Below are 22,622 nucleotides of genomic sequence, written 5' to 3'. Positions count from 1 at the left end.
CAATCGTAATTAAACTAATTGTTTGAATGCTTCCTTGCTAAAACCTATTAATTCATCATTACGCTGATCGCGTATTTTTTGTACCCAGTGCGGATCGGCCAGTAATGGGCGGCCAACGGCTACCAGGTCAAAATCCCCACGATCCATACGACGCAACAGTTCATCCAATGAACTTGGCTCTGAGCTTGCGCCCCCGAATGCCGCCAGGAAGTCGCCGCTTAAACCTACCGAACCTACGGTTATGGTTGACTTGCCGCTCACTTTTTTGACCCATCCCGCAAAGTTCAGATCCGATCCTTCAAATTCAGCATCCCAGAAACGGCGCTGCGAGCAATGGAAAATATCTACACCGGCATCGGCCAGCGGGTTAATCCACGCATCCAATTCCTGCGGGGTATGAGCCAGTTTATTATCATAACTGGCCGGTTTCCATTGTGATAGGCGGATGATCACGGCAAAATCCTCACCTACCTGTTTCCTTACTTCTTTGATCACTTCAATAGCAAAGCGACTGCGCTCGGGTAGTGTCTTGCCACCATAAATATCGGTACGCAGGTTGGTTTCACCCCAAAAAAACTGGTCAAGCAGGTAGCCATGTGCACCATGTATCTCCACACAATCAAAACCCAGTCTTTTGGCATCGGCTGCTGCCCGTCCAAAAGCGGCAATGGTGTCAGCAATATCGGCGTCGGTCATGGTGTTGCCTTTATTAGAACCTGGCCTGTTTAAACCGGAAGGACCTTCAAATGGCTGGGCAGGCACCCAACCCGAGTGGTGGTTATCCATTATGCCCATGTGCCATATCTGCGGTCCCATTTTGCCACCGGCACTATGCACATTGTTAATTACGTTTTGCCAGCCTGCTAAGGCCTGCTCACCATAAAAATGAGGCACCGCGCTATCATTGGACGACGCAACGCGGTCAATCACGGTACCTTCCGAAAGGATCAGTCCTACTTCGCCTTCGGCACGTTTGCGGTAATAGGCGGCTACATCGGCTGTGGGTATACCATCTGGTGAAAATGAACGCGTCATAGGAGCCATCACTATACGGTTCTTGATATTTAATGATTTCAGGCTAAATGGCCTGAACAAAGTGCTATTTGCAGTCATTTTAATTTAATTAAGTATGTTGGGTTATTATAATTCAGATTCGATCAGTTTGCTCAACATGGCAAAAGTTTCTTCATTTCGTTTGTAGTAGGTCCACTGTCCCTGGCGGGTGGCGATAACCAGGCCGGTACGCTGCATAAGCGACAAGTACTCTGATACGGTTGATTGGGTTAGCCCAGCCTTTTGTTGTATCTGCCCCACACAAACCCCTGCCTCAAAATTTGTCTGCTCCGGGAAGCTTTTTTCAGGCTCCTTCAGCCATTGCAATATCTGCAAACGGGTTTTATTGGAGAGAGCCTTAAATATCTCTAGTTGATCCATGGGACAAATATATATCGACTTTTCCCGATATGCCAATTAACAAACAAGAGATGACATTAGGCTGAATTTTCTGTAACATTTTCCATCAAAGTAAATCTTACAGGTATGGAAACATTCATCTACCTCAGCACAAGAATTATCTCGGTATGTTGTATGGCTGTTATTGCCTGCACAGCAACTCCATTGGCGGGTTTGCTTAAATGCGCAGAGACTAAGTTCTGATTTCTGCCATAAAACCACTAATTTTAACCCAATGATTTTTGATTTCAGGTTAAAAGTTTTTTACACGGTTGCTCAAAGGCTTAGTTTTACTAAGGCTGCCCATGAGTTGTACATTACCCAACCAGCTGTTACCAAACACATTAAAGAACTGGAACAACAATTGAGCACCCAGTTGTTTAAGCGCAATGGCAATAATATAGCCCTCACCGTAGCCGGCAAAATACTGGTGCAATACGCTGAAAAGATCTTCCAGACTTATACCGAACTGGAAACCGAACTGGCTCAGCTCAACAATATGGAGGCAGGCACACTTCACATCGGTGCCAGCACCACCGTGGCTCAAACCATTTTGCCCAAGATCCTGGCGTTGTTCAAAAAGACCTATCCAGATGTTACCTTCAACTTTATACAAGGCAATACCGACTATATTTCGCAACTCATCCTCGACGAGAAAATCGACATAGCCATTGTGGAAGGCGCTGCGCATTCGCCGCAGCTGGCCTACTCCCCTTTTGCCAAGGACGAGATTGTGCTGGTTACCCGGGCCAATAATAAGCTATCCAAGAAACAGGAGATAAGTCCTAAGCAATTGCTGGATATTCCACTGGTACTTCGCGAAGCCGGTTCGGGCACACTCGATGTGATTTTTAATGCCCTGGCCGATGTACAGATCAATCCCAAAGACCTCAATATTGAGATACAGCTGGAAAGCAGCATCGCCATCAAACAATATTTACTATACTCAGATACAGCCACTTTCCTGTCTATCCAATCGGTATTAAGCGAGTTGAAATACAATGAGCTGAGCATTATTGAAATTAAGGGCATGGAAATTTTCCGTACGTTTCAGTTTATTCAACTACACGGCAAAAACAGCAAACTGATTGATCTTTTTAAGCGTTTTTGCCTCGCCAACTATAACCTTAAGTAATTGCACATTACTAAATATCATTTGATTTTTGAATGACCTATAATCACATTTGAGTGCTATTAAAAAGCACTTTTATGGAACACATCAATACCGATATTTGCATTATAGGCGCAGGTCCTGTGGGTTTATTTGCTGTTTTTGAAGCGGGTTTACTCAAAATGCGCTGCCATTTAATTGACGTGCTGCCGCAGGTTGGCGGGCAGCTTTCTGAAATATATCCACATAAACCTATTTATGATATTCCCGGGTACCCGGACATCACGGCTCAGCAACTGGTAGACCGGCTCATGGAGCAGGGAGCTCCCTTCCACCCTACTTTTAGTTTGGGCGAACGGGTAGAAACCCTCACCAAAAACGATGATGGATCCTACCTGATACAAACCAACGATGGTACCACCGTACATTGCCTGGTGGTGGTAATAGCCGGTGGCCTGGGCTGCTTTGAGCCCCGCAAACCGGAGATCGATCGCCTGCTGGAATTTGAGGGCAAGGGTGTAGCCTATATGGTTAAAAATCCCGAGGTCCTGCGCGGTCGCAAGGTGGTAATTGCCGGTGGTGGTGATTCGGCGCTGGACTGGGCTATATTTCTGGCCGATGTAGCCGAACGGGTTACGCTAGTGCACCGGGGCGATACCTTCCGTGGTACGCCTGATGCTGCCGAAAAGGTTTTTGAACTGGCTAAACAAGGCAAGATAGACCTGGTGCTGAAATCAAACGTAGTGGCTTTAACCGGTGAGGGGCATCTACAGGAGATCACTTTATTGGATCGCAACAACAACGTAAGCCACATTGCTGCCGATCACCTGATACCACTGTTTGGTTTGAGCCCTAAGCTTGGACCAATTGCCAATTGGGGCTTAAATATCGATTTTTCGGCCATTGTGGTGAATACCCGTGATTACAGCACCAGCGTAGAACGGATTTATGCCATTGGCGATATCAACACCTACCCGGGTAAATTAAAGCTGATTCTTTGCGGTTTCCATGAGGCCGCCATGATGGCCCAAAGCGCCTTCAAACACGTTTACCCTGAGCAAAAACTAACTTTTAAATACACCACCGTTTACGGCGTAACCGAGTTTTAGCCATGATTAACTTAATTATTGAAGACCGTGAAGGCCACCGGGCCCCGGTAGAAATTCCCGAGGGTATCAACCTGAGTTTGATGGAGGTGCTCAAAGCATCTGAATATGAGATACTGGCTACCTGCGGTGGCATGGCACTTTGCGCCACCTGTCATGTACAGGTGGTGGAAGGCCCCGAACAATATTTTACGCCGACAGACAATGAACTCGACATGCTGGATACCCTGCCCAATGCCGGTCCGGACAGCCGCCTGGCCTGCCAGATCCATCTGAGTGAGGAAATGGATGGCATGGTGTTCCGATTACTTTAAGTTATGCGCAGATTTTTTGTACACTAAGTAAACAAGAGCGTTTTTAACAATTTTTAACACCAAAACGGCTATTTTTTTGCCGTTTTTCGATGAAAATCGTTCAAAAATATCCCGTTTTAACACTTTTTAACAAATCGGCAAAAACGGGTGTAAAATTGATACACTAAGGCATCGTATTAAAAACGGGAGATTGTTCCAGCGGCGAAGACTCACCCCGACATCGCTGCGCTTGTCACCCCTCTCTCCGCTTCGCGCATAGAGGGGTTTTTCTTTCATTTTCCTCCACCCTCTTTCCGCCAAAGGCGAAGAGAGGGTGGTCCAGCGAAGCGTAGACCGGGTGAGTCGGCTCTGCATCAAGCTGTTTTTCTCAATAAAACCTATTCTGCCTACTCATGGGCTATTACTCCTTAAAGAGGGTGAAAAAGCTTTGTCATGCTGAACGGAGGGAAGCATCTGTTCTACAGCCCTACAAATTCAAGAACAGATCCTTCGTTCCTCAGGATGACAAAATCTTCTAAAACTCCCTCTTTCCGGCGAAGCCGAAGAGAGGGGTGACAAGCGCAGCGATGTCGGGGTGAGTCGGCTCTCCCACACTTCACCCCAGCCCGAAGTATCCTTCCTCAAACTACCCTACCTTTGATCTGTTATATTACCAAAAGCAAAACAAATGGTAGCCGTAATTTTTGAAGTGATGCCCGCGGAGGGTAAAAAACAGGAATATCTGGACATAGCCGCCGATCTGAAACCGACGTTGGTCACTATCGATGGTTTTATTTCGATAGAGCGGTTCCAGAGCCTCACCGATCCGGGTAAAATATTGTCCCTCTCTTTTTGGCGCGATGAGGAAGCTGTAAAGCAATGGCGCAATGTGGAAATGCACCGGGAAGCCCAGGCTAAAGGCCGCGACTATGTATTTAAGGATTATCATTTACGGATAGCGCATTTGGTGCGCGATTATGGCATGTTCGACAGGAAGGAAGCGCCGCAGGATAGTAGGCAGGCACATCATGGGTAGGCTTAATTGAACCTATTTAACCAAGAGGTCAGACTTACGAAGTTTTAAAAACTTCGTAAGTCTTTCAATTTTTTATATAACAAGACCTGTCAATCTGAGCTCGTCGAAGACGCCTGTGCAGAGGCCTGCCCACCATGCTTCGATGGGGCTCAGCATGACACCCATCAAAAGAGCCAGGGCCTTGTGCGATTCCTTCCCTCGGGAAGGGGAGGAAAGGGTTTATGGAACCGGATAACTATCGCGCGAAGAAACCCCTCCTTCCCCATTACACCTGCCCTACGCCCCCCTCGACGGAATTAAAAATGTCAGTCTGAGCTCGTCGAAGACTCGCGCGCAGAGGCCTGCCCACCATGCTTCGACGGCGCTCAGCATGACAGCCCTGTTTTAACGTATCATCAGCATGACGCCAGGCTGACCAAACACCGCAAGTTCCGGGTTTCATGGGGGTATATGATTTGGCAATTTTGAATAAGCAAATAAGCATATTCAGCAATTATCAAAACGTATCATCATGCACAAAATAAGCGAACCCGCCATCCTGTACTTCGGCACCCCGGTAGTACTCATCAGTACCCTGAACGAGGATGGATCCTATAATTTAGCGCCCATATCATCCGTTTTCTGGCTGGGCTGGCGTTGTATCATCGGCATGGCCACCACTTCTAAAACAGTACAAAATCTGCGGCGTACCGGGCAATGTGTTTTAAACCTGCCATCGGTTAACGAGGTGCAGGCAGTCAATAACCTGGCCCTGAAAACAGGTATGAACCCCGTGCCTGAGGCCAAACAAGGCAGAGGTTATTATTATGAACCCGATAAATTTGGCATTGCGGGACTAACCCCGGTACCTTCACAAAAAGTAGCTGCTCCACGGGCCATGGAATGCCCCGTACAAATGGAAGCCCATGTGGCAGAGATACATCCCATCGGCGAAGACAACGACCAGCAACGCGGCCGTATTGTAACCATGGAACTAAAAATAGTACAGGTTTACCTGGAAGAATCCATCATCATGAACGGCGACCCTAACCGTGTTGACCCCGATAAATGGCGTCCGCTCATCATGAGCTTTCAGCAGTTTTATGGTTTGGGCGAACAGGTACATGACTCCTCGCTGGCTAGTATCCCGGAGTATAAATACCGCAGCCCTGATATTGAAGTGGCGCGTAATATGAAGAATATCATGGAGCCTGTGGAGGGTTGATATTGGCCTCAGGGTCCTCTACGAGAGACCCTGAGGGGACGAAAAAAAATGGAGTCTGTCAGTCTGAGCCTATCGAAGACTCGCGCGTAGAGGTCTGCCCACCATGCTTCGACGGAGCTCAGCATGACACTCATCCTTTGCTGGCGCACGCGTGTCGCGTGTGCCTTCCACCATTTAAGTATTCTAATACTTTAGAGTCACACGCGGCACGCGTGCGCCAGCAGAGTTTATGGAACAAGATTATCATCGCGCGTAGAAACCCCTCCCTCCCATTACACTAACCCAACGCGCCCCTCCCGTGGGGAGGGAATTAAAAATGATTTTCTTAATTAAAAATCTTTTGCTTTGAGCATAGGAATCAGCATAACACCAGGACAATGCTAAAATATAAGCCCAAGTTTCTATCTTCATCCCTTATGGAAAAAATACGGGAATACTTTGAGCGTATTGTTCCCTTGAGTGATGGGGACTGGCAACTATTTTCGTCAAAACTGATCAGGCAGGCGTTTCCGAAAAAGGCGGTGCTTTTAAAAACAGGGCAAACGGAGAATTACCTGTCGTTCATGGAAACGGGGATTGTTCGATACTATATTCCCAAAGATGAGAACGACCTTACTTTTACCTTTGCTTTTGCCGGCAGCTTTATCAGCGCTTACGACTCCTTTTTAACCCGGCAGCCATCGCACTATGAGCTCCAGGCATTAACTGATACCATCTTATGGCGAATAACTTATGATGACCTGCAGGTTATTTACAGAGATACAGCCGTTGGCCAAACCATCGGCCGCCATGCCAGCGAAGCTATTTTTCTTACCAAATCCAAACGCGAGCTATCCTTATTAAATGACAGTGCCGAACAGCGCTACCGGAACCTATTTACCGAGCAGCCCCATCTCATCCGGCAGATCCCGCTGAAATATATCGCCTCGTACATCGGTGTTACACCACAGGGATTAAGCCGGATACGCCGCCGCATTACTTAACCCGGGTTCATTGTTTGTTGCCGGATGTATATCCAACTTTGCATCAAATAAAACATCCACATGAAAGTATTGATCGTATTACTGGCTACTTTTGGCATAGGTCTTATTGTTACCAAATTAACCGGCGATTATAACGTAAATCTGTCGGCCCGGATAGCCATGGCCGTAATGATGGCCTTTACCGCTCTCGGTCATTTTAAATTTACCCAGGGCATGGCCATGATGCTACCCTCATTTATTCCCTACAAAAAACAAGTAATATATATTACAGGTGTGATAGAAATAGCAGCGGCTGTGGGTTTACTTATTCCGGCTATGTGTACGCTAACGGCATGGTGTCTTATCGTGTTTTTTATTGTCCTAACGCCAGCCAATATCCATGCCGCTATGAAACACCTTGATATGGAAAAAGCCACGTTCGATGGTCCCGGTCCGGCGTATTTATGGTTCCGGATACCTTTGCAGCTTTTATTTATAGGATGGGTTTACTGGTGCTGTTTGCTGTAGTTACTTTTTCACAAACTGCTTTAATACTTTACGCTCCATGCGGTTATCGGGCCACATCGTAATTTTATAATGATCCTGGCCTTCATCCGCCTCTGGATCTACATTGTTTAATCCGGAAGAGTACACCCTCACCCGGTATTTGCCGGGGGTGATGATGAGCTTGAGGTATGATTTATAATCCGGAAAGTTAAGCACCTGTAACAGGCCCGATTGAATGGTGATACCGGCTTCTACCACATGATCATACCGGCTAAAATCTTTTTCGGGATCGGCACTGTCCAGTATTTCCAGGTCGGCTTTTACATGACCATAGCTTTCGATACCAATACCGAGGATATCATAATCAACCCCTAATCTGTCGTGATAGGCCTCGGGTGTCCAGAAAGTATTGGAGCCGGTATTACTTTTATAAGCCGAATCGCAAAGGTAAAACTGGTTGCTTTTGGTAAAAAAATCGAGCCGGTATTTGCCGGATGGCTTTATGATAAATGCCAGGTTGGAGAGCGATAAAAGAATAAGGATGCAAGGTACCAGGAGAAAAGCCCAGTACTTTATTTTTCCCGATCTATTGCTCCTGATTCCTTGCATTTGTCTTTAATTTATACTTTTCAAAAGAGTACTTGCTCCTTGACTGCATCGACTCACCCCAACATCGCTGCGCTCGTCACCCCTCTCTCCGCTTCGCGCATAGAGGGTTTTGCATTTTATTTTTGTCATCCTGAGGAACGAAGGATCTATTCTACAAATTGAAGAGTTAAACAATAGATGCTTCACTTCGTTCAGCATGACAAATCTGTTTTTTTATCTTTCGCTCCCGCGAGATTAGCATAGCGTATCTCGTGGAGGAGCTGTAGTAAGCTTCCAGCTTACTACAGCTGAAAGCTGAGCCATGATCACCACGGGCTGAAAGCCCGCGGCAGCATTATATTTTTCAAAAGAGTCCTTGCTCCTTGTTCTAAATATCCTTGCTCCCGCTACAAAGCTCCCGCTTTGATCTCATCTACCACGGCCGGATCAAGCAGTGTGGAGGTATCCCCTAAATTAGAGGTATCGCCTTCGGCTATCTTGCGTAAAATACGGCGCATGATTTTGCCCGAGCGGGTTTTAGGCAGCCCGGTTACAAACTGTATCTTATCGGGTTTGGCAATAGCGCCGATGATGCGCGCTACGGTCATCATAATATCTTTACGGGTTAATTCATCTTCGGCATGGTGTTTAGGGCATACCACAAAAGCGTAAATACCCTGTCCTTTAATATCATGAGGATAGCCCACCACCGCCGATTCCACTACACTGCTGTGCATGTTGATGGCGTTCTCTACCTCGGCAGTACCAATACGGTGACCGGATACGTTCAGCACATCATCCACGCGACCGGTGATACGGTAATAACCATCCTCATCGCGCAGGCAGCCGTCGCCGGTAAAATACAGGTTATCGTACGTAGCAAAATAAGTGGTGCGGCAGCGCTCATGATCGCCATAAGTAGTGCGCAGCATACCGGGCCAAGGGAATTTGATACACAGGTTACCGCTTACGCCGTTGCCTTCAATCTCTTTTCCATTCTCATCCACCAATATAGGCTGAATGCCTGGTAACGGTAAAGTAGCATAGCCCGGTTTGGTTGGTGTTACGTTACAGATAGGCGATATCATTAAACCACCGGTTTCTGTTTGCCACCAGGTATCGGCAATGGGGCATTTGCCATGACCAATTTTTTCATCAAACCAATGCCAGGCTTCTTCGTTGATAGGTTCCCCTACGGAACCCAGCTTGGTGAGCGAGCTCAGGTCTTTACCTTTCAAAGGCTCCTCACCAAAGCTCATTAAGGAACGGATAGCGGTTGGTGCGGTATATAATATGTTTACTTTGTATTTATCAACTATTTCCCAGAAACGGCCTGCATCCGGATAGGTTGGCACACCCTCAAACATTAATGTTGTGGCGCCTTGCGATAGCGGACCATAAGCGATATAAGAGTGCCCGGTGATCCAGCCGATATCGGCGGTACAAAAATATACCTCACCTTTATTATACTGGAACACATTAGCAAAGGTATAACCGGCATATACCATATAGCCGCCGCAGGTATGCACCACACCTTTGGGTTTACCGGTTGAGCCCGAAGTATACAGGATGAACAGCATATCCTCGGCATCCATTATTTCAACCGGGCATTGCGGATTGCCCTGGGTTTCTACTTTTTTTACTTCATCTTCCCACCATACATCGCGACCCTTGATCATGGATACCGGCGTACGACTGCGGGTTAATACAATTACTTTTTTAACCGATTTGCATTGAACCAGGGCATCGTCAATTACATTTTTTAAAGGAATATCTTTATTACCGCGGAAACCGCCATCGGCAGTGATCACGATATTACATTCGGCATCGTTGATCCTATCAGCAATAGATTGTGCCGAAAAGCCACCAAATACTACGGAGTGGATAGCACCGATACGGGCACAGGCCAAAACAGCAATGGCCAGTTCGGGCACCATGGGCATATAGATACAAATACGGTCACCTTTTTTAGCGCCGTTGTTTTTAAGCACATTGGCAAACTGGCAAACCTTATCATGTAATTGGCGATAAGTTAAAACGCGGTGATCTTCCTGCGGATCATTGGGTTCCCATATAATAGCGGGTTTATCGCCCTGGGTTTCCAGGTGACGGTCCAAACAGTTTTCGGTAATGTTGAGTTTGGCGCCTTCGAACCATTTTACTCTGGGTTCTTTAAAGTTCCAGTCCAGCACTTTATCCCATTTTTTGTGCCAGTAAAAATTATCGGCAATGCCGGCCCAAAACTGTTCAGGCTGCTCAACACTCTGCTGATAAACCTGTTTGTATTCGTCAAATGATGTAATCTTCATAATGGTTTAATGGAGGGCGTAAATTAGCAATTTATGTGTTAAGTATAAATTAAAAACGATACTTATTAAAAAAATTTAAGAAGTACATATCATCTGTGTATGGGATACTTTTTTTACTTTTATTTAAAGCAAAAAGTATGCTACCCAAACTATCAACATTACTACTCACAAGCCTATTATTAATAGCTTTTGAGAAAACATATGCTCAAAAAACACGAGAACCCTTTAGCGGTAATATTTTATATGGCAAAGTTGCCCGGGTTATCCAAATTGAATATATGTCGAAAAAGCCTTCAGATACTATGGTCATGGACACAGCTCTTTATGACAGAAATGGGATATTGTTAGAAAGACGAACCGGCGCAAGACTGGGGAAAGAAATAGTGCACTACATATATAAATACACTACAAAATTTGATGATAACGGACATAAAGTGGAAACTGTTTTTTATAGCCAAGGCGATAAAGGAGTATTAAAATATGATCTGAGCGGAAACATGATTGAATTTGATAATTTCTTATCTAACGGTAATTTATCCTATAAATATTTGTACAAATATAATGACCGGAATAACCGGACAGAATATAGTATATATGACAAAAAGGATAGTCTGAATGCGCAGTGGTTATATCGGTACAATAAGAATGATAATTTGATAGAAGAATATAAAGATAAAGGGCTAAAATATGAATCTAAGATACTTTATCAATATCAAAGCTTTGATGAAATCGGGAACTGGACCCGGCGCTCGCGTGATGGTAAATTTAAAATCGGGTACCCAATTGGTGAAATGATAACCGAAAGGCAATTTGTGTATTATTAATGAGCGTTATTTAGCGCTATTAGGTATACTGTCGGGCTCTTTTCCATCCATTGGGGAATTATATTAAAAATATTTTAAAAACGTACTTGAATATTTGATTTAAAAGTCTGATATTTGCAAACTCTTTTTGAATAAAGGGTTGATAATTAAAAATATTTGTCATGTCAAGAATTTGTGATCTAACAGGAAAAGGATCTATTGTAGGTAATAACGTTTCTAACTCAAACGTTAAAACAAAACGCAGATTTCATCCTAACTTAAAACTGAAAAAGTTTTATATCCCTGAAGAAGATAAATGGATTACCTTAAAGGTATCTACATCAGCTGTTAAAACTATCAGCAAAAACGGTATTACTGCCTGTATCAATAAATTTGTTAAAAAAGGATACATTTAGTAGGTTGTACGTTTGAGATTTTACGTTATACGTGAAATGGAAAGCGTGCAGAATAATTTGAAAAATTGCGTAAGCCGTGAGGCTATACGTACAACATAAAAAGAAAATGGCAAAAAAAGGCAACAGGGTTCAGGTAATTTTAGAGTGTACTGAACACAAAACAAGCGGTATGCCAGGCATGTCTCGCTATATTACCACCAAAAACAAAAAAAATACAACTGAAAGGTTAGAATTGAAAAAATTCAACCCGGTTTTACGTAAAGTAACCGTTCACAAAGAGATTAAATAATTAGTTGATTCAATTGATGATTGATTAAGCTTTAAGCTGAAATCACAAATTCAATAATTCACTAACTCAATAATTAAACAACATGGCAAAGAAAGTAGTTGCAACACTGAAAGTAGCAGGTAAAGGCAAAGAATATTCAAAAGTGATCACCATGAATAAATCACCAAAAACTGGTGCTTATTCATTCAAAACACAAATTGTCCCTAACGATTTTGTTAAGGATGCAATTGCAGGTAAAACACTGTAATCACTGCCGATCAAAATATACGAAGCCGTCTTGTTTTTACGAGAGGGCTTTTTTTGTTGAGGTCTGAACCGGAATTAAACGAATTAAGGAATTGACAGAATTATTTCATTCTGTGGATTCTAAAATTCCATAAATTCGGGTTCAGACAAAAAAATCTGCACATCTGAAAAAATATGGGATTATTTGATTTTTTTAAGAAAAAGGAAAATACACAGCAGGAGCAGCAGGCGCTTGATACGGGTTTGGAAAAAACCAAGGATAACTTTTTTTCAAAGATCACCAAGGTAATTGCCGGTAAATCAACCGTTGATGACGATGTTCTGGATGAGCTGGAAGAAGTTCTGGTTACATCAGATGTTGGTGTAAGCACCACCCTCAAAATCATCGAGCGTATACAAGCCCGTGTAGCCCGCGATAAATACGTAGGCACCGGCGAGCTGAATGGCTTGCTGAAAGACGAGATACAACAACTCCTGGCCGAAAACAACAGCAACGATTTCCGGAATTTTGAATATGGTAATCACAAACCCTATGTCATTATGGTGGTTGGTGTCAACGGTGTGGGTAAAACTACCACCATCGGTAAGCTGGCGCATAAGCTAAAACAAGCAGGTAACCAGGTGGTGTTAGGTGCCGCGGATACCTTCCGTGCTGCTGCGGTGGATCAGATTAAACTATGGGGCGAGCGTGTTGGTGTAAAGGTAGTGGCCCAGGCCATGGGATCAGACCCTGCATCGGTGGCGTATGATACCCTGCGTTCGGCAGTGGCCGCTGGTGATGATGTAGTCATTATTGATACTGCCGGTAGGTTGCACAATAAAGTTGGCCTGATGAACGAGCTCACCAAGATCAAAAATGTGATGCAAAAGGTAATTCCCGGCGCGCCGCATGAAATATTATTGGTACTGGATGCCTCAACCGGGCAAAATGCCATCGAGCAATGCAAGCAATTTACCGAGGCCACCAATGTAAACGCCCTGGCTTTAACCAAGCTTGACGGGACAGCTAAAGGTGGTGTAGTAATAGGAATATCAGATCAATTTAAGATCCCGGTAAAATATATAGGTGTGGGTGAAGGCATGGATCATTTGCAGTTGTTTGACAGGACCGAGTTTGTAAATAGTTTGTTTAAGCAATAAAAAATATGTCATTGCGAGGAGGAACGACGAAGCAATCTCCTCCCTTGCATTTTTGATACATAGTTCGCGATTGCTTCGTTCCTCGCAATGACATTATGGTTATTGCAATGATTAGTGTGTTATGAAAACAAAAGAAATTTCAAAGCCAGCAGCCAAACCGGTTAAACAACGTGTAAACGTAGTTACTTTGGGCTGCTCCAAAAATATATACGACTCCGAAATATTGATGGGTCAGCTGAAAGGCAACCAATTTGATGTGGTGCACGAGGCCGATAAAGTTGGTAAAAACGATATCGTGGTGATCAATACCTGCGGCTTTATTGATAACGCCAAGCAGGAATCTATCGATACCATATTACAATACAGCGAGCTTAAAGAACAGGGCAAAGTAGGCAAAGTAATTGTAACCGGCTGCCTGAGTGAGCGCTACAAACCCGAGCTGGAAGCCGAGATCACCAATGTGGATGCCTATTTCGGTACCAACGACCTGCAGAATTTATTAACCTCCGTAGGCGCCGATTATAAACATGAACTCATAGGCGAGCGTTTACTCACCACCCCATCGCACTTTGCCTATTTTAAAATTGCCGAAGGCTGTAATCGCCCCTGCTCGTTCTGCGCTATCCCATTGATGCGTGGCAAGCACCTGAGCACCCCTATCGACCAATTGGTTAAAGACGCGCAGGCCTTGGTGAAAAACGGCACCAAAGAATTGATATTGATAGCCCAGGACCTCACCTACTATGGTCTTGACCTGTACGGCAAACGTAACTTGGACGAACTACTGCGCCGACTGAGCGATGTGAACGGTGTGGAGTGGATCAGGTTACAATACGCTTACCCTTCCGGTTTCCCGATGGAAATTTTGGATGTAATGAACGAGCGTGACAATATTTGCAAATACATGGATATGCCGCTGCAGCACATCAGCGATAATATGCTGAAATCTATGCGCCGCGGACTTACCAAACAAAAAACTATCGAAGTTGTCAACGAGATCCGCGACAGGGTGCCGGGCATTGCCATGCGTACCACCCTCATTACCGGTTATCCCGGCGAAACCGAGCGCGATTTTGAAGAAATGATGGAATGGGTTGAAGAAACCAAGTTTGATCGCCTGGGCTGCTTTACCTATTCACACGAAGAAAAAACACATGCCTTCTCTTTAGTGGATGACGTACCTGCCGAAGTAAAACAGGATCGTGCCGATGCCATTATGGAAATTCAGCAGGGTATCTCGTTTGATAAAAACCAGGAAAAAGTGGGTCAAACCTTTAAAGTATTGATCGATAAAAAGGATGGTGATTACTTTGTTGGCCGTACCGAATTTGATTCGCCCGAGGTAGATAATGAGGTTTTGATAGATGCCAGCATTGACTACGCCACCGTTGGAAGCTTTGTAAATGTGAAAGTTAACAGCGCCGAAGACTTCGATCTTTATGGACAAATTGTAAAATAATGTTAATTTGTGGCGCGTTACCACTAATGATTTTACATTTGGCTTCCATACGTTTTTTGACGTACACGGAGAGTTAGTTAAATCACTAATTCGCTAAATCACTAATTCAATAATTGCTTACAGATGGAAGCTTCCTGTACAAGTTATAAAAACACCGGCTTTTTTTCGCCAACGGTTATTGATTACCTCGAAAACCGGGCCGATCTGAAACCTTTTTACAGCTACCGCCCGGATATGGCCGGCTTTGCCGAGCTGCTGAAAAACAAAAAAGTTGTTGCCGATCGGGAGATATTGCACCGTGTACTGACCAAGCAGTATAACCATAACGAGCCCTATCCATCCATCGTAAAACACAACCTCGATCTGCTGAAGGCAGATACTACCTATACCATAACCACCGGTCATCAGCTTAATATTTTTGCCGGCCCCTTATATTTTCTGTATAAAATTGCTACCGCTATAAAATTAGCCCAGCAATTAAAGGCAGCCCATCCCGATAAAAACTTTGTGCCCGTTTACTGGATGGCCAGCGAAGACCATGATTTTGCCGAGATCAACTATACCCACATTGGCGGTAAAAAGGTACACTGGTGGTACGAAGCCTCGGGCGCTACCGGGCGCATCAATCCCGATACCATGCGGCAGGCCCTTAACCAATACAAGGGTGTTTTGGGTATGGAAGGTCACTCCAAAGAACTGGCCGAAATTGTAGAAACTGCCTACACCAAATTTGATAAACTGGCCGATGCCACCCGTTATCTGGTAAACGCGCTGTTTGGTCAATACGGTCTGGTGATCATTGACGCCGACGATCACGAGTTTAAACAACAGTTCGCTCCCATTATAGAGCAGGATATCATCCACCAAAACAGCTTTAAAAATATAACTGCCACCAACGAGCAATTGCAAAAATTGGGGGTACATATACAGGTTAATCCGCGCGAGATCAACTTTTTTTACCTGAAAGATCAGCTGCGCGAGCGTATAGTTTTTGAGCAGGACAGCTACCAGGTAATGAATACCGACATCCGCTTTACCGAAGCGGAATTGAAACAGGAGATCGCTACATCACCAGAGCGTTTTAGTCCCAATGTGGTGATGCGCCCGCTTTACCAGGAATGCATCCTGCCTAATATAGCTTATATAGGCGGTGGCGCCGAAGTAGTGTACTGGCTGGAACTGAAATCGAATTTTGATTTTTACAAGGTTGATTTCCCTATTCTGATATTACGTAACTCGGCCTTGGTGGTTCGTAAAGAACAGGCCGCCAAAGTTGAACGTATGGATCTGGACGTAGCCGCACTGTTTAAACAAACAGATGCGCTGCAAACCGAATGGATAAAAAAACACAGCGATCATAATCTTTCACTGGAAGGCGAATGGCGCGAACTGACCGCCGTTTTTGAAAAGATCAAACTGCGTTCCTATAAAATCGATCCAACACTGTCGCCATCAGCAGCAGCCGTACAGGCCCGTCTGAAAAAAGCGGTTGATAACCTGGAAAAGAAACTGATCCGCGCCGAAAAACGCAATTATGATGTTCGGCTGGAACAGCTATCCGTAGTAAAAGCCGAACTTTTTCCAAAAGACAGTCTGCAGGAACGAACCGAGAATTTTGGCCTGATGTACGTAAAATGGGGACAATCATTTGTTGATGAGCTCATTCGCCATTTTGAGCCGCTTGATTTTGTGTTTACCATTCTGACGGAAGAGTAGCCTAGCCCCACCTTCTAAACCATCGTCTGTGTCCTCACAGACGATTTGCATTGTTGTCTGTGAGGACACAGACAACGGGGGAAGCTAAATTCATTTGTCATCCTGAGGAACGAAGGATCTATTCTTGCATAAGCATAACGGTAAGCAGATTCTTCACTGCGTTCAGAATGACAATATTTATTGGAGTGAACGTTTAAAGCCCCCTCTTTTTCTCCCCTACATCCCCCAAAATATCAGTAATTTCGCAGCATGAATAAAGCGAAACCAACTATACTTGTTGTAAACGATGATGGCATAACCGCCCCCGGTATAAAAGTACTGCTGGAAGCCATGAGCGAGATAGGCCGGGTAGTAGTAGTAGCGCCCGATAGTCCGCAATCGGGCATGGGGCACGCTATCACTATAGGTAAGCCATTACGTTTGGATAAAGTGGATCTGTACGAAGGTGTTGAAATGTATCGCTGTTCGGGCACCCCGGTTGATTGTGTAAAGCTGGCCGTAAATAAAATATTCAAGGGTCAAAAACCAGATCTGTGCGTATCGGGCATCAACCATGGTTTAAATAACTCTATCAACGTATTGTACTCCGGCACCATGTCGGCGGCCGTGGAAGGTGCCATAGAAAGTATCCCATCCATCGGCTTTTCTTTAGATGATTACACCCTGCAGGCCGATTTTAGTCACTGCATAAAATATATTAAAGAGCTGGCTTTACAGGTTTTGGCCAATGGTTTGCCACCGGCTACACTGCTCAATGTAAATTTCCCGAACACGCCTGATATTAAAGGCATTAAAATATGCCGGCAGGCGGCTGCCAAATGGGCCGAGGAATTTGATGAAAGGGTTGATCCGCATAAGCGGCCATACTACTGGCTTACCGGTGTTTTTCAATTAAATGATGGCGGCGAAGATACCGACGTTTGGGCCCTGGAACACAATTATGTATCGGTGGTACCCGTTCAGTTTGATATGACGGCGCATCATGCCATTCCTTATTTAAATAACTGGAAATTCAATGTTTAAGCACAACACAGTAACGGCGGGCACCATTTATGGCGCTATATTACCGGCCATAAGTCTGTTCATTTTTCTGTACCTGTTAAAAGGCAATTTTTTATTGTTTAATAAACCGGGAACTCCTTACCTCGTGGCTATTGGCTTAAATCTTTTGATCATCAGGTGGTATGCCAGCAAAAAGCTGGATAAAACGGTGATCGGTATAGCCGCTGTCACCTTTATATTTATGCTGGCCATATTTGTATTTAAACTGCAGCCCATCAAATGAAATATTACCTGGTAGCCGGCGAAGCCTCGGGCGATATGCATGGGGCCAATTTAATGAAGGCCCTCAAAGCGCTCGACCCAAATGCTGAGTTCCGCTTTTTTGGCGGCGATCTGATGCTGGCCCAGGGTGGTACCCTGGTAAAACACTATCGCGAAATGGCCTATATGGGTTTGGTAGAAGTGATCGTAAATTTGCCCGCCATTCTCAAAAATATCAAACAGTGCAAGCAGGATATTTATGATTGGCAGCCCGATGTACTTATCCTTATTGATATACCCGGTTTTAACCTCAAAATTGCGGCTTATGCGCAAACCATCGGTTTAAAAGTAAATTACTACATCTCTCCAAAAGTTTGGGCCTGGAACCAGAAACGGGTATTAAAGATCAAAAAGGTGGTAAACCATCTTTTCTGTATCCTGCCTTTTGAGGTTGATTTTTATAAAAGCTGGGGCATGGAGGTTGATTATGTGGGCAACCCGCTGCTGGATGCCATCGCGGCTTTTAAACCCGATCCCGGTTTTTTACAACGGCATCAGCTCAGCGGTAAAAGGATTATCGCACTACTACCCGGCAGCCGCAAGCAGGAAATCAGCAACCTGCTGCCCGAAATGATAGGTATTGCCGATCGTTTTCCGGATCATCAGTTAGTAATAGCCGGGGCACCATCTTTTAAACAAGACTATTACGATCAGTTTTTAGGCGGACAAAACATACCGGTATTATTTAATGCCACCTACAATTTATTGAGCCATGCCGAGGCTGCTGTGGTAGCTTCCGGGACAGCCACCCTGGAGACGGCCCTGTTTCATGTACCACAAGTGGTAGTTTATAAAGCCAACCCGCTTACTATAGCCGTTGGCCGCATGGTGATCAAGGTTGAGTTTTTATCCTTGGTAAATTTGATTGTTGGCCGGGGCGTTATCCAGGAATTGATACAGGAAAACTGTACAGTTGCCAAAATCAGCGATGAGATTAACCTGCTGATTAATAATAAAGAGCATCGCCAAAAAGTACTGGCAGATTATGATGAACTGGACAAACGTATGGGCCAGCCTGGGGCATCAGAAAAAACGGCTGCCCTGATTGTCAAATACGCTCAAAATAAATAAAGCCCTGTTTTCGCAGGGCTCTATCTTTTCATAGGTATAATGTATATATGGATCAGGCAGCTGACAGTGTTTGCTGTGCGGCTTTCTGTTGATTGCTTTGTTTAAATCTGTTTCTCGCTCTGAAATTTCTAAGATCTTCCAATAAAATTTCTAACAACTGATTTTCAAAGCGAGTTATCAATTTACTTGCTGATGGTGTTTTATAGTTTTTCATTGCGTGTGTTGGTGTTGTAGGTAAGTGTTTAGTTTGTAATGATTAAGCAGCGGTTGGCAACAATGGTGTTCTGCCTTTAATAGCTTTCAGATCGTTCATGATAATTCTTTTTAGCTGGTTATCAAAGTTGGCTACTAACTTGCTGATTGATGGTTTTTTGGTGCTTTTCATAGTTTTAGTTTTTGTATATTTTAAATTTCTTTAGTGTTTCTTGGTATCGTCGTCTTCGGTAAGGTTATCCTTCCGGCGTTTAGCTTCCTTGTATTGCCTTAGTATCTGTTCTTCATCACGTTCATCTGATGTTTTTGTCGGCTCTACCGGATTCTCCCATTCTTTCTCTGCTTCCTTAATGGTTTTCTTTGTAGCTTTCATAACAGTTACATTTAATAACTAGTATTCCAAACCTGTGCCAAAAAATTAATTACATCTCAAAAAAGTCATTAAAATCTACAGAAAAATTTACAATACCGTGTAAATAGCTGTATTTAAGGCATTTTTATAGCAATAAAAATTTCTGCTTTTTAATACAAGGGGCCTATACACATTCTAAAAAGCGTATGCTAATTGAACATCTCCGTACAGTAATACTAATTTCGAACGTTTGCCTTATAGTTAACAAAGTGCGCTACCAGCGCTATAAACGCCAGGCCACCGCCAATAGCACATACTCCGGTCCACCCGTAATTGTTCCAAAGCAAACTGGCCAGGAAGGTTCCGGACGCGCCGCCCACGAAATAAGACACCATGTATACCGTATTAAGCCGGTTACGGGCTTCCGGTATCAATGCAAAAATGATAGACTGGTTGGAGATATGCGTGGCCTGCACCCCCATATCTAAAACAATTACACCAATAATAAGTCCGGCGATACTGCTGCTGGAGAAGTAAAAGATAACATAGGAGATCAACACTAATAATAAAGTATAGCCCGATAATTTATAAGGGTTCATTTTATCGCTCAGGCGGCCCATTAAGCCTGCCGCCAATGCTCCAAAAGCGCCCACCAATCCGAAGGCTCCGGCTGCTGCACTGCCCTCGTTAAACTGGGGTTGTTTTAATAAAAACACCAGGGTAGTCCAAAAAGCGCTGAAACCTGCAAAACATAAGGCACCTCTGAACGAAGCCATACGCAATTTAGGTTGCGTTTTTATTAAATGAATAAGCGAGTGCATCAATTTTTTATAATTGCCTTTATAATCGGGCTGTACCTCGGGTAAAAAGAAAAATATCATGAGCCACATAGCTGCCATTAAGCCGGTAGCTATATAATACATACTGCGCCAGCCAAAATGCTGCCCAATAAAACCGCTCAGGGTTCGGGAAAGTAATATACCGATCAGCAATCCGCTCATGACAAAGCCCAGCTTTTTGCCTCTTTCGTGCGGCTTGGCCAGATGCGCCGCCATCGGGATTAATAATTGAGGTATGATGGACGATAAGCCTAACAAAAAGCCGGCAATAGTTAATACCAGTATGGATGAAGCAAGTGCACTCACCAATAAAGCGAAAATAACCAATATAAAATCCAGCAATATCAGTTGTTTGCGTTTTACCATATCGGCCAGGGGCACAATAAATAACAAGCCGCAGGCATAGCCAATTTGAGTAAACAGAGATAGTTGCTGGGCTTTTTTATCGGTTATACCAAAAGTATGTGCGATATCGGCCAATAAAGGCTGATTATAATAAATATTGGCTACCACCAAACCGGTAGCAATAGTCATGATCCATAAAGTAAGGGGTGTTAAATGCGGATGTTCTTTAGAGGCTTCAGTAGCTGTCATGATCAATAAAATATAAAATCCGCTGCAAAAGTGACAAAGCATTTTTAAAAAGATGCCTGTTTAAAGTAAATTTTCTTTCACAATAAACAATAAGATAGAATTTATGGAGTTTTATATTTTGACAAAAAGAATTGATTTTATAATCACTTCTTGAGAAACAAGCCTATTAAAATGATAATTTTATTAATTTATTGATTTTTTAGCGAAAAAACGGGTTAAAAATTTTCTATTATTTCATATAACTAATTTTTTAACACTTTTTTAATAAAAAATGCGAACTAAATTACTTTTTCAAATAAAAAAAAACTCATTTAATAAATAAACAACGATCAAACAGAACAATACTTAAAATTTATATAAAAAATTAAAAAATTTATCACATTATTAAAGTTTTATTAGTATTTTTGAGAATCAAATACGAAACAGACATGCATTTGATAAATGTTACAAAAAAATTACAAAATAAAATTGGTGAATTTGAAAACTTAGTGTTACTTTTACACCATAACAAAAACGATAAAAAAAGTCTTCTCATAATTTAGGTTTATAATTGGTTAGTAAAGGCCCCTGCCCATCAGGGGCTTTACTTATTTTAAAGGACCTGGTTTATATTTTAATCCATACTGAATTTATTGCTTTTTAAGACTTCTGCACGGACGACAATATTCATAAATACAGCGAATGATAAAAAATTATTAACAAGAGATTGTGTTTTACTGCATAATGTGATATATTTGCAGCCCAATCCGGGGGATTAGCTCAGCTGGCTAGAGCGCTTGCATGGCATGCAAGAGGTCATCGGTTCGACTCCGATATTCTCCACTCTGACAATCAAGGCTTTACGATTTTTCGTGAGGCCTTTTTTCTTTGTGATAAAACCGTGATAAAACAAAAAACGGTTAAAATCAATTTAAAATGTCTGGTCTTTTCTCACTTAGTTTCATTAAAACCATATCATTTCACTGATAACGAACTAACTTTAAAATTCATTTGCTTTAAATATCTTGTCAAGAACCAGATCTGTCTTATCTTCATTAATCAAATTATAATTACACTACGCCCGAAATTGATATAGGAATCTTGGGAGGAATTTGTCAACCAAATGGCATTTAAATGCCTACTTAAAATATTGTTGTGATCCTGGAACAAGGGACAATCTTCTAAATTATTTTTCTTTATTTTTTTGATAATTAAAATATTAATCGTAATATTGCAATATAATTATGGGGCTTACCAAAACAGAAATATTCACCGAAGAACAGAACAGGTTAGCTGTGATGCTCAAAGCCATCGCGCATCCTGCCCGTATCGCCATCTTACAGGAGATCATTAAATCGAATACCTGTATCTGCGGTGACCTGGTAGACGAATTGGGTTTAGCACAACCGACCATTTCACAGCATTTGAAAGAACTGAAAAATGCCGGCCTGATACAAGGAACCATTGATGGCGTGAGTGTATGCTATTGCATCAACCCGCCTGTTTGGAATGAATTACGTGAACAAATGAGCGGGTTCTTTGCGGCGTATGATTTGAAGACTACCTGCTGTTAAAAAAAATTTGATTAAATCCATCGCAATATTGCAATGATAA

At 43.3% G+C, this 22,622-nt stretch carries 26 protein-coding genes and 1 tRNA gene; 19 read left to right on the top strand and 8 right to left on the bottom strand.

Going from position 1 to position 22,622, the window contains the following annotated elements; translation table 11 throughout:
* Positions 1-9: 9 nt before the first annotated feature.
* On the bottom strand, positions 10-1,113 hold the full coding sequence (locus tag G7092_RS17975) for an NADH:flavin oxidoreductase (RefSeq protein WP_166091235.1): 1,104 nt from the start codon (positions 1,111-1,113) through the stop codon (positions 10-12).
* A gap of 27 nt (positions 1,114-1,140) precedes the next feature.
* Positions 1,141-1,434, bottom strand: a complete 294-nt coding sequence (locus G7092_RS17970) for an ArsR/SmtB family transcription factor (RefSeq protein ID WP_166091234.1) — start codon at positions 1,432-1,434, stop codon at positions 1,141-1,143.
* Positions 1,435-1,687: 253 nt separating this feature from the next.
* Between G7092_RS17970 and G7092_RS17965 the strand changes: the two genes are divergently transcribed.
* The 7 genes from G7092_RS17965 (at position 1,688) to G7092_RS17935 (ending at position 7,692) form a co-directional block, all read left to right on the top strand.
* Entirely contained in the window at positions 1,688-2,587 is a 900-nt protein-coding gene (locus tag G7092_RS17965; protein ID WP_202985348.1) for a LysR substrate-binding domain-containing protein, read from the top strand.
* A gap of 74 nt (positions 2,588-2,661) precedes the next feature.
* Positions 2,662-3,672, top strand: a complete 1,011-nt coding sequence (locus tag G7092_RS17960) for an NAD(P)/FAD-dependent oxidoreductase (RefSeq protein WP_166091233.1) — start codon at positions 2,662-2,664, stop codon at positions 3,670-3,672.
* Positions 3,673-3,674: 2 nt separating this feature from the next.
* Positions 3,675-3,983 carry a 2Fe-2S iron-sulfur cluster-binding protein gene (locus tag G7092_RS17955; RefSeq protein WP_076376012.1) on the top strand — a complete coding sequence of 103 codons (309 nt, stop codon included), beginning with the start codon at positions 3,675-3,677 and terminating at the stop codon, positions 3,981-3,983.
* Between the two features lie 667 nt (positions 3,984-4,650).
* Positions 4,651-4,998 carry an antibiotic biosynthesis monooxygenase family protein gene (locus G7092_RS17950; RefSeq protein ID WP_166091231.1) on the top strand — a complete coding sequence of 116 codons (348 nt, stop codon included), beginning with the start codon at positions 4,651-4,653 and terminating at the stop codon, positions 4,996-4,998.
* Positions 4,999-5,509: 511 nt separating this feature from the next.
* Positions 5,510-6,202, top strand: a complete 693-nt coding sequence (locus G7092_RS17945) for a flavin reductase family protein (RefSeq protein ID WP_166091230.1) — start codon at positions 5,510-5,512, stop codon at positions 6,200-6,202.
* A 416-nt stretch (positions 6,203-6,618) separates the two neighbouring features.
* The gene (locus tag G7092_RS17940; RefSeq protein WP_166091229.1) at positions 6,619-7,185 is read left to right on the top strand and encodes a Crp/Fnr family transcriptional regulator; all 567 of its coding nucleotides are present in this window, start codon (positions 6,619-6,621) and stop codon (positions 7,183-7,185) included.
* 60 nt (positions 7,186-7,245) lie between these two features.
* The gene (locus G7092_RS17935) at positions 7,246-7,692 is read left to right on the top strand and encodes a DoxX family protein (RefSeq protein ID WP_166091228.1); all 447 of its coding nucleotides are present in this window, start codon (positions 7,246-7,248) and stop codon (positions 7,690-7,692) included.
* Here the strand turns inward: G7092_RS17935 and G7092_RS17930 are convergent, their stop codons facing one another.
* Together G7092_RS17930 and acs are read right to left on the bottom strand one after the other, a co-directional pair.
* Positions 7,693-8,280 (bottom strand): hypothetical protein, encoded by a 588-nt coding sequence (locus G7092_RS17930; RefSeq protein ID WP_166091227.1) that lies wholly within the window; start codon positions 8,278-8,280, stop codon positions 7,693-7,695.
* Between the two features lie 386 nt (positions 8,281-8,666).
* Entirely contained in the window at positions 8,667-10,568 is a 1,902-nt protein-coding gene (acs, locus tag G7092_RS17925; RefSeq protein ID WP_166091226.1) for an acetate--CoA ligase, read from the bottom strand.
* Between the two features lie 137 nt (positions 10,569-10,705).
* Here acs and G7092_RS17920 point away from each other — a divergent pair, with 137 nt between their 5' ends.
* The 10 genes from G7092_RS17920 (at position 10,706) to lpxB (ending at position 19,031) form a co-directional block, all read left to right on the top strand.
* Positions 10,706-11,392 (top strand): hypothetical protein, encoded by a 687-nt coding sequence (locus tag G7092_RS17920; RefSeq protein ID WP_166091225.1) that lies wholly within the window; start codon positions 10,706-10,708, stop codon positions 11,390-11,392.
* Positions 11,393-11,553: 161 nt separating this feature from the next.
* On the top strand, positions 11,554-11,787 hold the full coding sequence (gene rpmB, locus G7092_RS17915; RefSeq protein WP_022830076.1) for a 50S ribosomal protein L28: 234 nt from the start codon (positions 11,554-11,556) through the stop codon (positions 11,785-11,787).
* Positions 11,788-11,893: 106 nt separating this feature from the next.
* Positions 11,894-12,076: a 50S ribosomal protein L33 gene (gene rpmG / locus G7092_RS17910; RefSeq protein WP_022830075.1), complete on the top strand. Its 183-nt coding sequence runs from the start codon at positions 11,894-11,896 to the stop codon at positions 12,074-12,076.
* 82 nt (positions 12,077-12,158) lie between these two features.
* A complete protein-coding gene (locus G7092_RS17905) occupies positions 12,159-12,323 on the top strand; it encodes a DUF4295 domain-containing protein (protein WP_076376000.1) in 165 nt (54 codons plus the stop codon).
* Positions 12,324-12,496: 173 nt separating this feature from the next.
* Positions 12,497-13,462: a signal recognition particle-docking protein FtsY gene (ftsY, locus tag G7092_RS17900; RefSeq protein ID WP_166091224.1), complete on the top strand. Its 966-nt coding sequence runs from the start codon at positions 12,497-12,499 to the stop codon at positions 13,460-13,462.
* 121 nt (positions 13,463-13,583) lie between these two features.
* Entirely contained in the window at positions 13,584-14,921 is a 1,338-nt protein-coding gene (gene rimO, locus G7092_RS17895) for a 30S ribosomal protein S12 methylthiotransferase RimO (RefSeq protein ID WP_166091223.1), read from the top strand.
* 123 nt (positions 14,922-15,044) lie between these two features.
* Positions 15,045-16,637 (top strand): bacillithiol biosynthesis cysteine-adding enzyme BshC, encoded by a 1,593-nt coding sequence (gene bshC / locus G7092_RS17890; protein ID WP_166091221.1) that lies wholly within the window; start codon positions 15,045-15,047, stop codon positions 16,635-16,637.
* Positions 16,638-16,886: 249 nt separating this feature from the next.
* On the top strand, positions 16,887-17,660 hold the full coding sequence (surE, locus tag G7092_RS17885; RefSeq protein WP_166091220.1) for a 5'/3'-nucleotidase SurE: 774 nt from the start codon (positions 16,887-16,889) through the stop codon (positions 17,658-17,660).
* Positions 17,653-17,922, top strand: coding sequence for a hypothetical protein (locus tag G7092_RS17880; RefSeq protein ID WP_166091218.1), 270 nt, complete (start codon positions 17,653-17,655; stop codon positions 17,920-17,922). The genes surE and G7092_RS17880 overlap by 8 nt, the downstream gene beginning before the upstream one ends.
* Positions 17,919-19,031: a lipid-A-disaccharide synthase gene (lpxB, locus tag G7092_RS17875; RefSeq protein WP_166091217.1), complete on the top strand. Its 1,113-nt coding sequence runs from the start codon at positions 17,919-17,921 to the stop codon at positions 19,029-19,031. Before G7092_RS17880 ends, lpxB begins: the two co-directional genes overlap by 4 nt.
* A 52-nt stretch (positions 19,032-19,083) precedes the next feature.
* On the opposite strand, the gene G7092_RS17870 is transcribed toward lpxB, so the two are convergent.
* The 4 genes from G7092_RS17870 to G7092_RS17860 form a co-directional block, all read right to left on the bottom strand.
* Positions 19,084-19,245, bottom strand: a complete 162-nt coding sequence (locus tag G7092_RS17870; protein ID WP_166091216.1) for a hypothetical protein — start codon at positions 19,243-19,245, stop codon at positions 19,084-19,086.
* Positions 19,246-19,287: 42 nt separating this feature from the next.
* Entirely contained in the window at positions 19,288-19,416 is a 129-nt protein-coding gene (locus G7092_RS30835) for a hypothetical protein (RefSeq protein ID WP_262889501.1), read from the bottom strand.
* Between the two features lie 30 nt (positions 19,417-19,446).
* On the bottom strand, positions 19,447-19,617 hold the full coding sequence (locus G7092_RS17865) for a hypothetical protein (protein WP_166091215.1): 171 nt from the start codon (positions 19,615-19,617) through the stop codon (positions 19,447-19,449).
* Between the two features lie 215 nt (positions 19,618-19,832).
* Entirely contained in the window at positions 19,833-21,029 is a 1,197-nt protein-coding gene (locus G7092_RS17860; protein WP_202985347.1) for an MFS transporter, read from the bottom strand.
* A gap of 748 nt (positions 21,030-21,777) precedes the next feature.
* Here G7092_RS17860 and G7092_RS17855 point away from each other — a divergent pair.
* Both G7092_RS17855 and G7092_RS17850 read left to right on the top strand, forming a co-directional pair.
* Positions 21,778-21,851 (top strand) — tRNA-Ala (locus G7092_RS17855).
* A 401-nt stretch (positions 21,852-22,252) separates the two neighbouring features.
* Complete coding sequence (locus tag G7092_RS17850; RefSeq protein ID WP_112658263.1) at positions 22,253-22,582, top strand: ArsR/SmtB family transcription factor; 330 nt, start codon at positions 22,253-22,255, stop codon at positions 22,580-22,582.
* Positions 22,583-22,622: the final 40 nt, after the last annotated feature.

This window comes from Mucilaginibacter inviolabilis (genome assembly GCF_011089895.1).
Lineage (GTDB): Bacteria > Bacteroidota > Bacteroidia > Sphingobacteriales > Sphingobacteriaceae > Mucilaginibacter > Mucilaginibacter inviolabilis.
The sequence above is the reverse complement of the archived record's forward strand: the minus strand, read 5'-3'. Positions and strand labels throughout refer to the sequence as shown.

Bases quoted from the DNA above. Each gene is read 5' to 3' on its own strand.
- G7092_RS17935 (WP_166091228.1), top strand. From the start codon at position 7,246: ATGAAAGTATTGATCGTATTACTGGCTACTTTTGGCATAGGTCTTATT.
- G7092_RS17850 (WP_112658263.1), top strand. From the start codon at position 22,253: ATGGGGCTTACCAAAACAGAAATATTCACCGAAGAACAGAACAGGTTA.
- G7092_RS17955 (WP_076376012.1), top strand. From the start codon at position 3,675: ATGATTAACTTAATTATTGAAGACCGTGAAGGCCACCGGGCCCCGGTA.
- rimO (WP_166091223.1), top strand. From the start codon at position 13,584: ATGAAAACAAAAGAAATTTCAAAGCCAGCAGCCAAACCGGTTAAACAA.
- G7092_RS30835 (WP_262889501.1), bottom strand. From the start codon at position 19,416: ATGAAAAGCACCAAAAAACCATCAATCAGCAAGTTAGTAGCCAACTTT.
- G7092_RS17970 (WP_166091234.1), bottom strand. From the start codon at position 1,434: ATGGATCAACTAGAGATATTTAAGGCTCTCTCCAATAAAACCCGTTTG.
- G7092_RS17880 (WP_166091218.1), top strand. From the start codon at position 17,653: ATGTTTAAGCACAACACAGTAACGGCGGGCACCATTTATGGCGCTATA.
- G7092_RS17945 (WP_166091230.1), top strand. From the start codon at position 5,510: ATGCACAAAATAAGCGAACCCGCCATCCTGTACTTCGGCACCCCGGTA.
- rpmB (WP_022830076.1), top strand. From the start codon at position 11,554: ATGTCAAGAATTTGTGATCTAACAGGAAAAGGATCTATTGTAGGTAAT.
- G7092_RS17905 (WP_076376000.1), top strand. From the start codon at position 12,159: ATGGCAAAGAAAGTAGTTGCAACACTGAAAGTAGCAGGTAAAGGCAAA.
- G7092_RS17920 (WP_166091225.1), top strand. From the start codon at position 10,706: ATGCTACCCAAACTATCAACATTACTACTCACAAGCCTATTATTAATA.
- rpmG (WP_022830075.1), top strand. From the start codon at position 11,894: ATGGCAAAAAAAGGCAACAGGGTTCAGGTAATTTTAGAGTGTACTGAA.
- G7092_RS17865 (WP_166091215.1), bottom strand. From the start codon at position 19,617: ATGAAAGCTACAAAGAAAACCATTAAGGAAGCAGAGAAAGAATGGGAG.
- G7092_RS17975 (WP_166091235.1), bottom strand. From the start codon at position 1,113: ATGACTGCAAATAGCACTTTGTTCAGGCCATTTAGCCTGAAATCATTA.
- G7092_RS17960 (WP_166091233.1), top strand. From the start codon at position 2,662: ATGGAACACATCAATACCGATATTTGCATTATAGGCGCAGGTCCTGTG.
- acs (WP_166091226.1), bottom strand. From the start codon at position 10,568: ATGAAGATTACATCATTTGACGAATACAAACAGGTTTATCAGCAGAGT.
- ftsY (WP_166091224.1), top strand. From the start codon at position 12,497: ATGGGATTATTTGATTTTTTTAAGAAAAAGGAAAATACACAGCAGGAG.
- surE (WP_166091220.1), top strand. From the start codon at position 16,887: ATGAATAAAGCGAAACCAACTATACTTGTTGTAAACGATGATGGCATA.
- bshC (WP_166091221.1), top strand. From the start codon at position 15,045: ATGGAAGCTTCCTGTACAAGTTATAAAAACACCGGCTTTTTTTCGCCA.
- G7092_RS17860 (WP_202985347.1), bottom strand. From the start codon at position 21,029: ATGACAGCTACTGAAGCCTCTAAAGAACATCCGCATTTAACACCCCTT.
- G7092_RS17940 (WP_166091229.1), top strand. From the start codon at position 6,619: ATGGAAAAAATACGGGAATACTTTGAGCGTATTGTTCCCTTGAGTGAT.
- G7092_RS17965 (WP_202985348.1), top strand. From the start codon at position 1,688: ATGATTTTTGATTTCAGGTTAAAAGTTTTTTACACGGTTGCTCAAAGG.
- G7092_RS17950 (WP_166091231.1), top strand. From the start codon at position 4,651: ATGGTAGCCGTAATTTTTGAAGTGATGCCCGCGGAGGGTAAAAAACAG.
- lpxB (WP_166091217.1), top strand. From the start codon at position 17,919: ATGAAATATTACCTGGTAGCCGGCGAAGCCTCGGGCGATATGCATGGG.
- G7092_RS17870 (WP_166091216.1), bottom strand. From the start codon at position 19,245: ATGAAAAACTATAAAACACCATCAGCAAGTAAATTGATAACTCGCTTT.
- G7092_RS17930 (WP_166091227.1), bottom strand. From the start codon at position 8,280: ATGCAAGGAATCAGGAGCAATAGATCGGGAAAAATAAAGTACTGGGCT.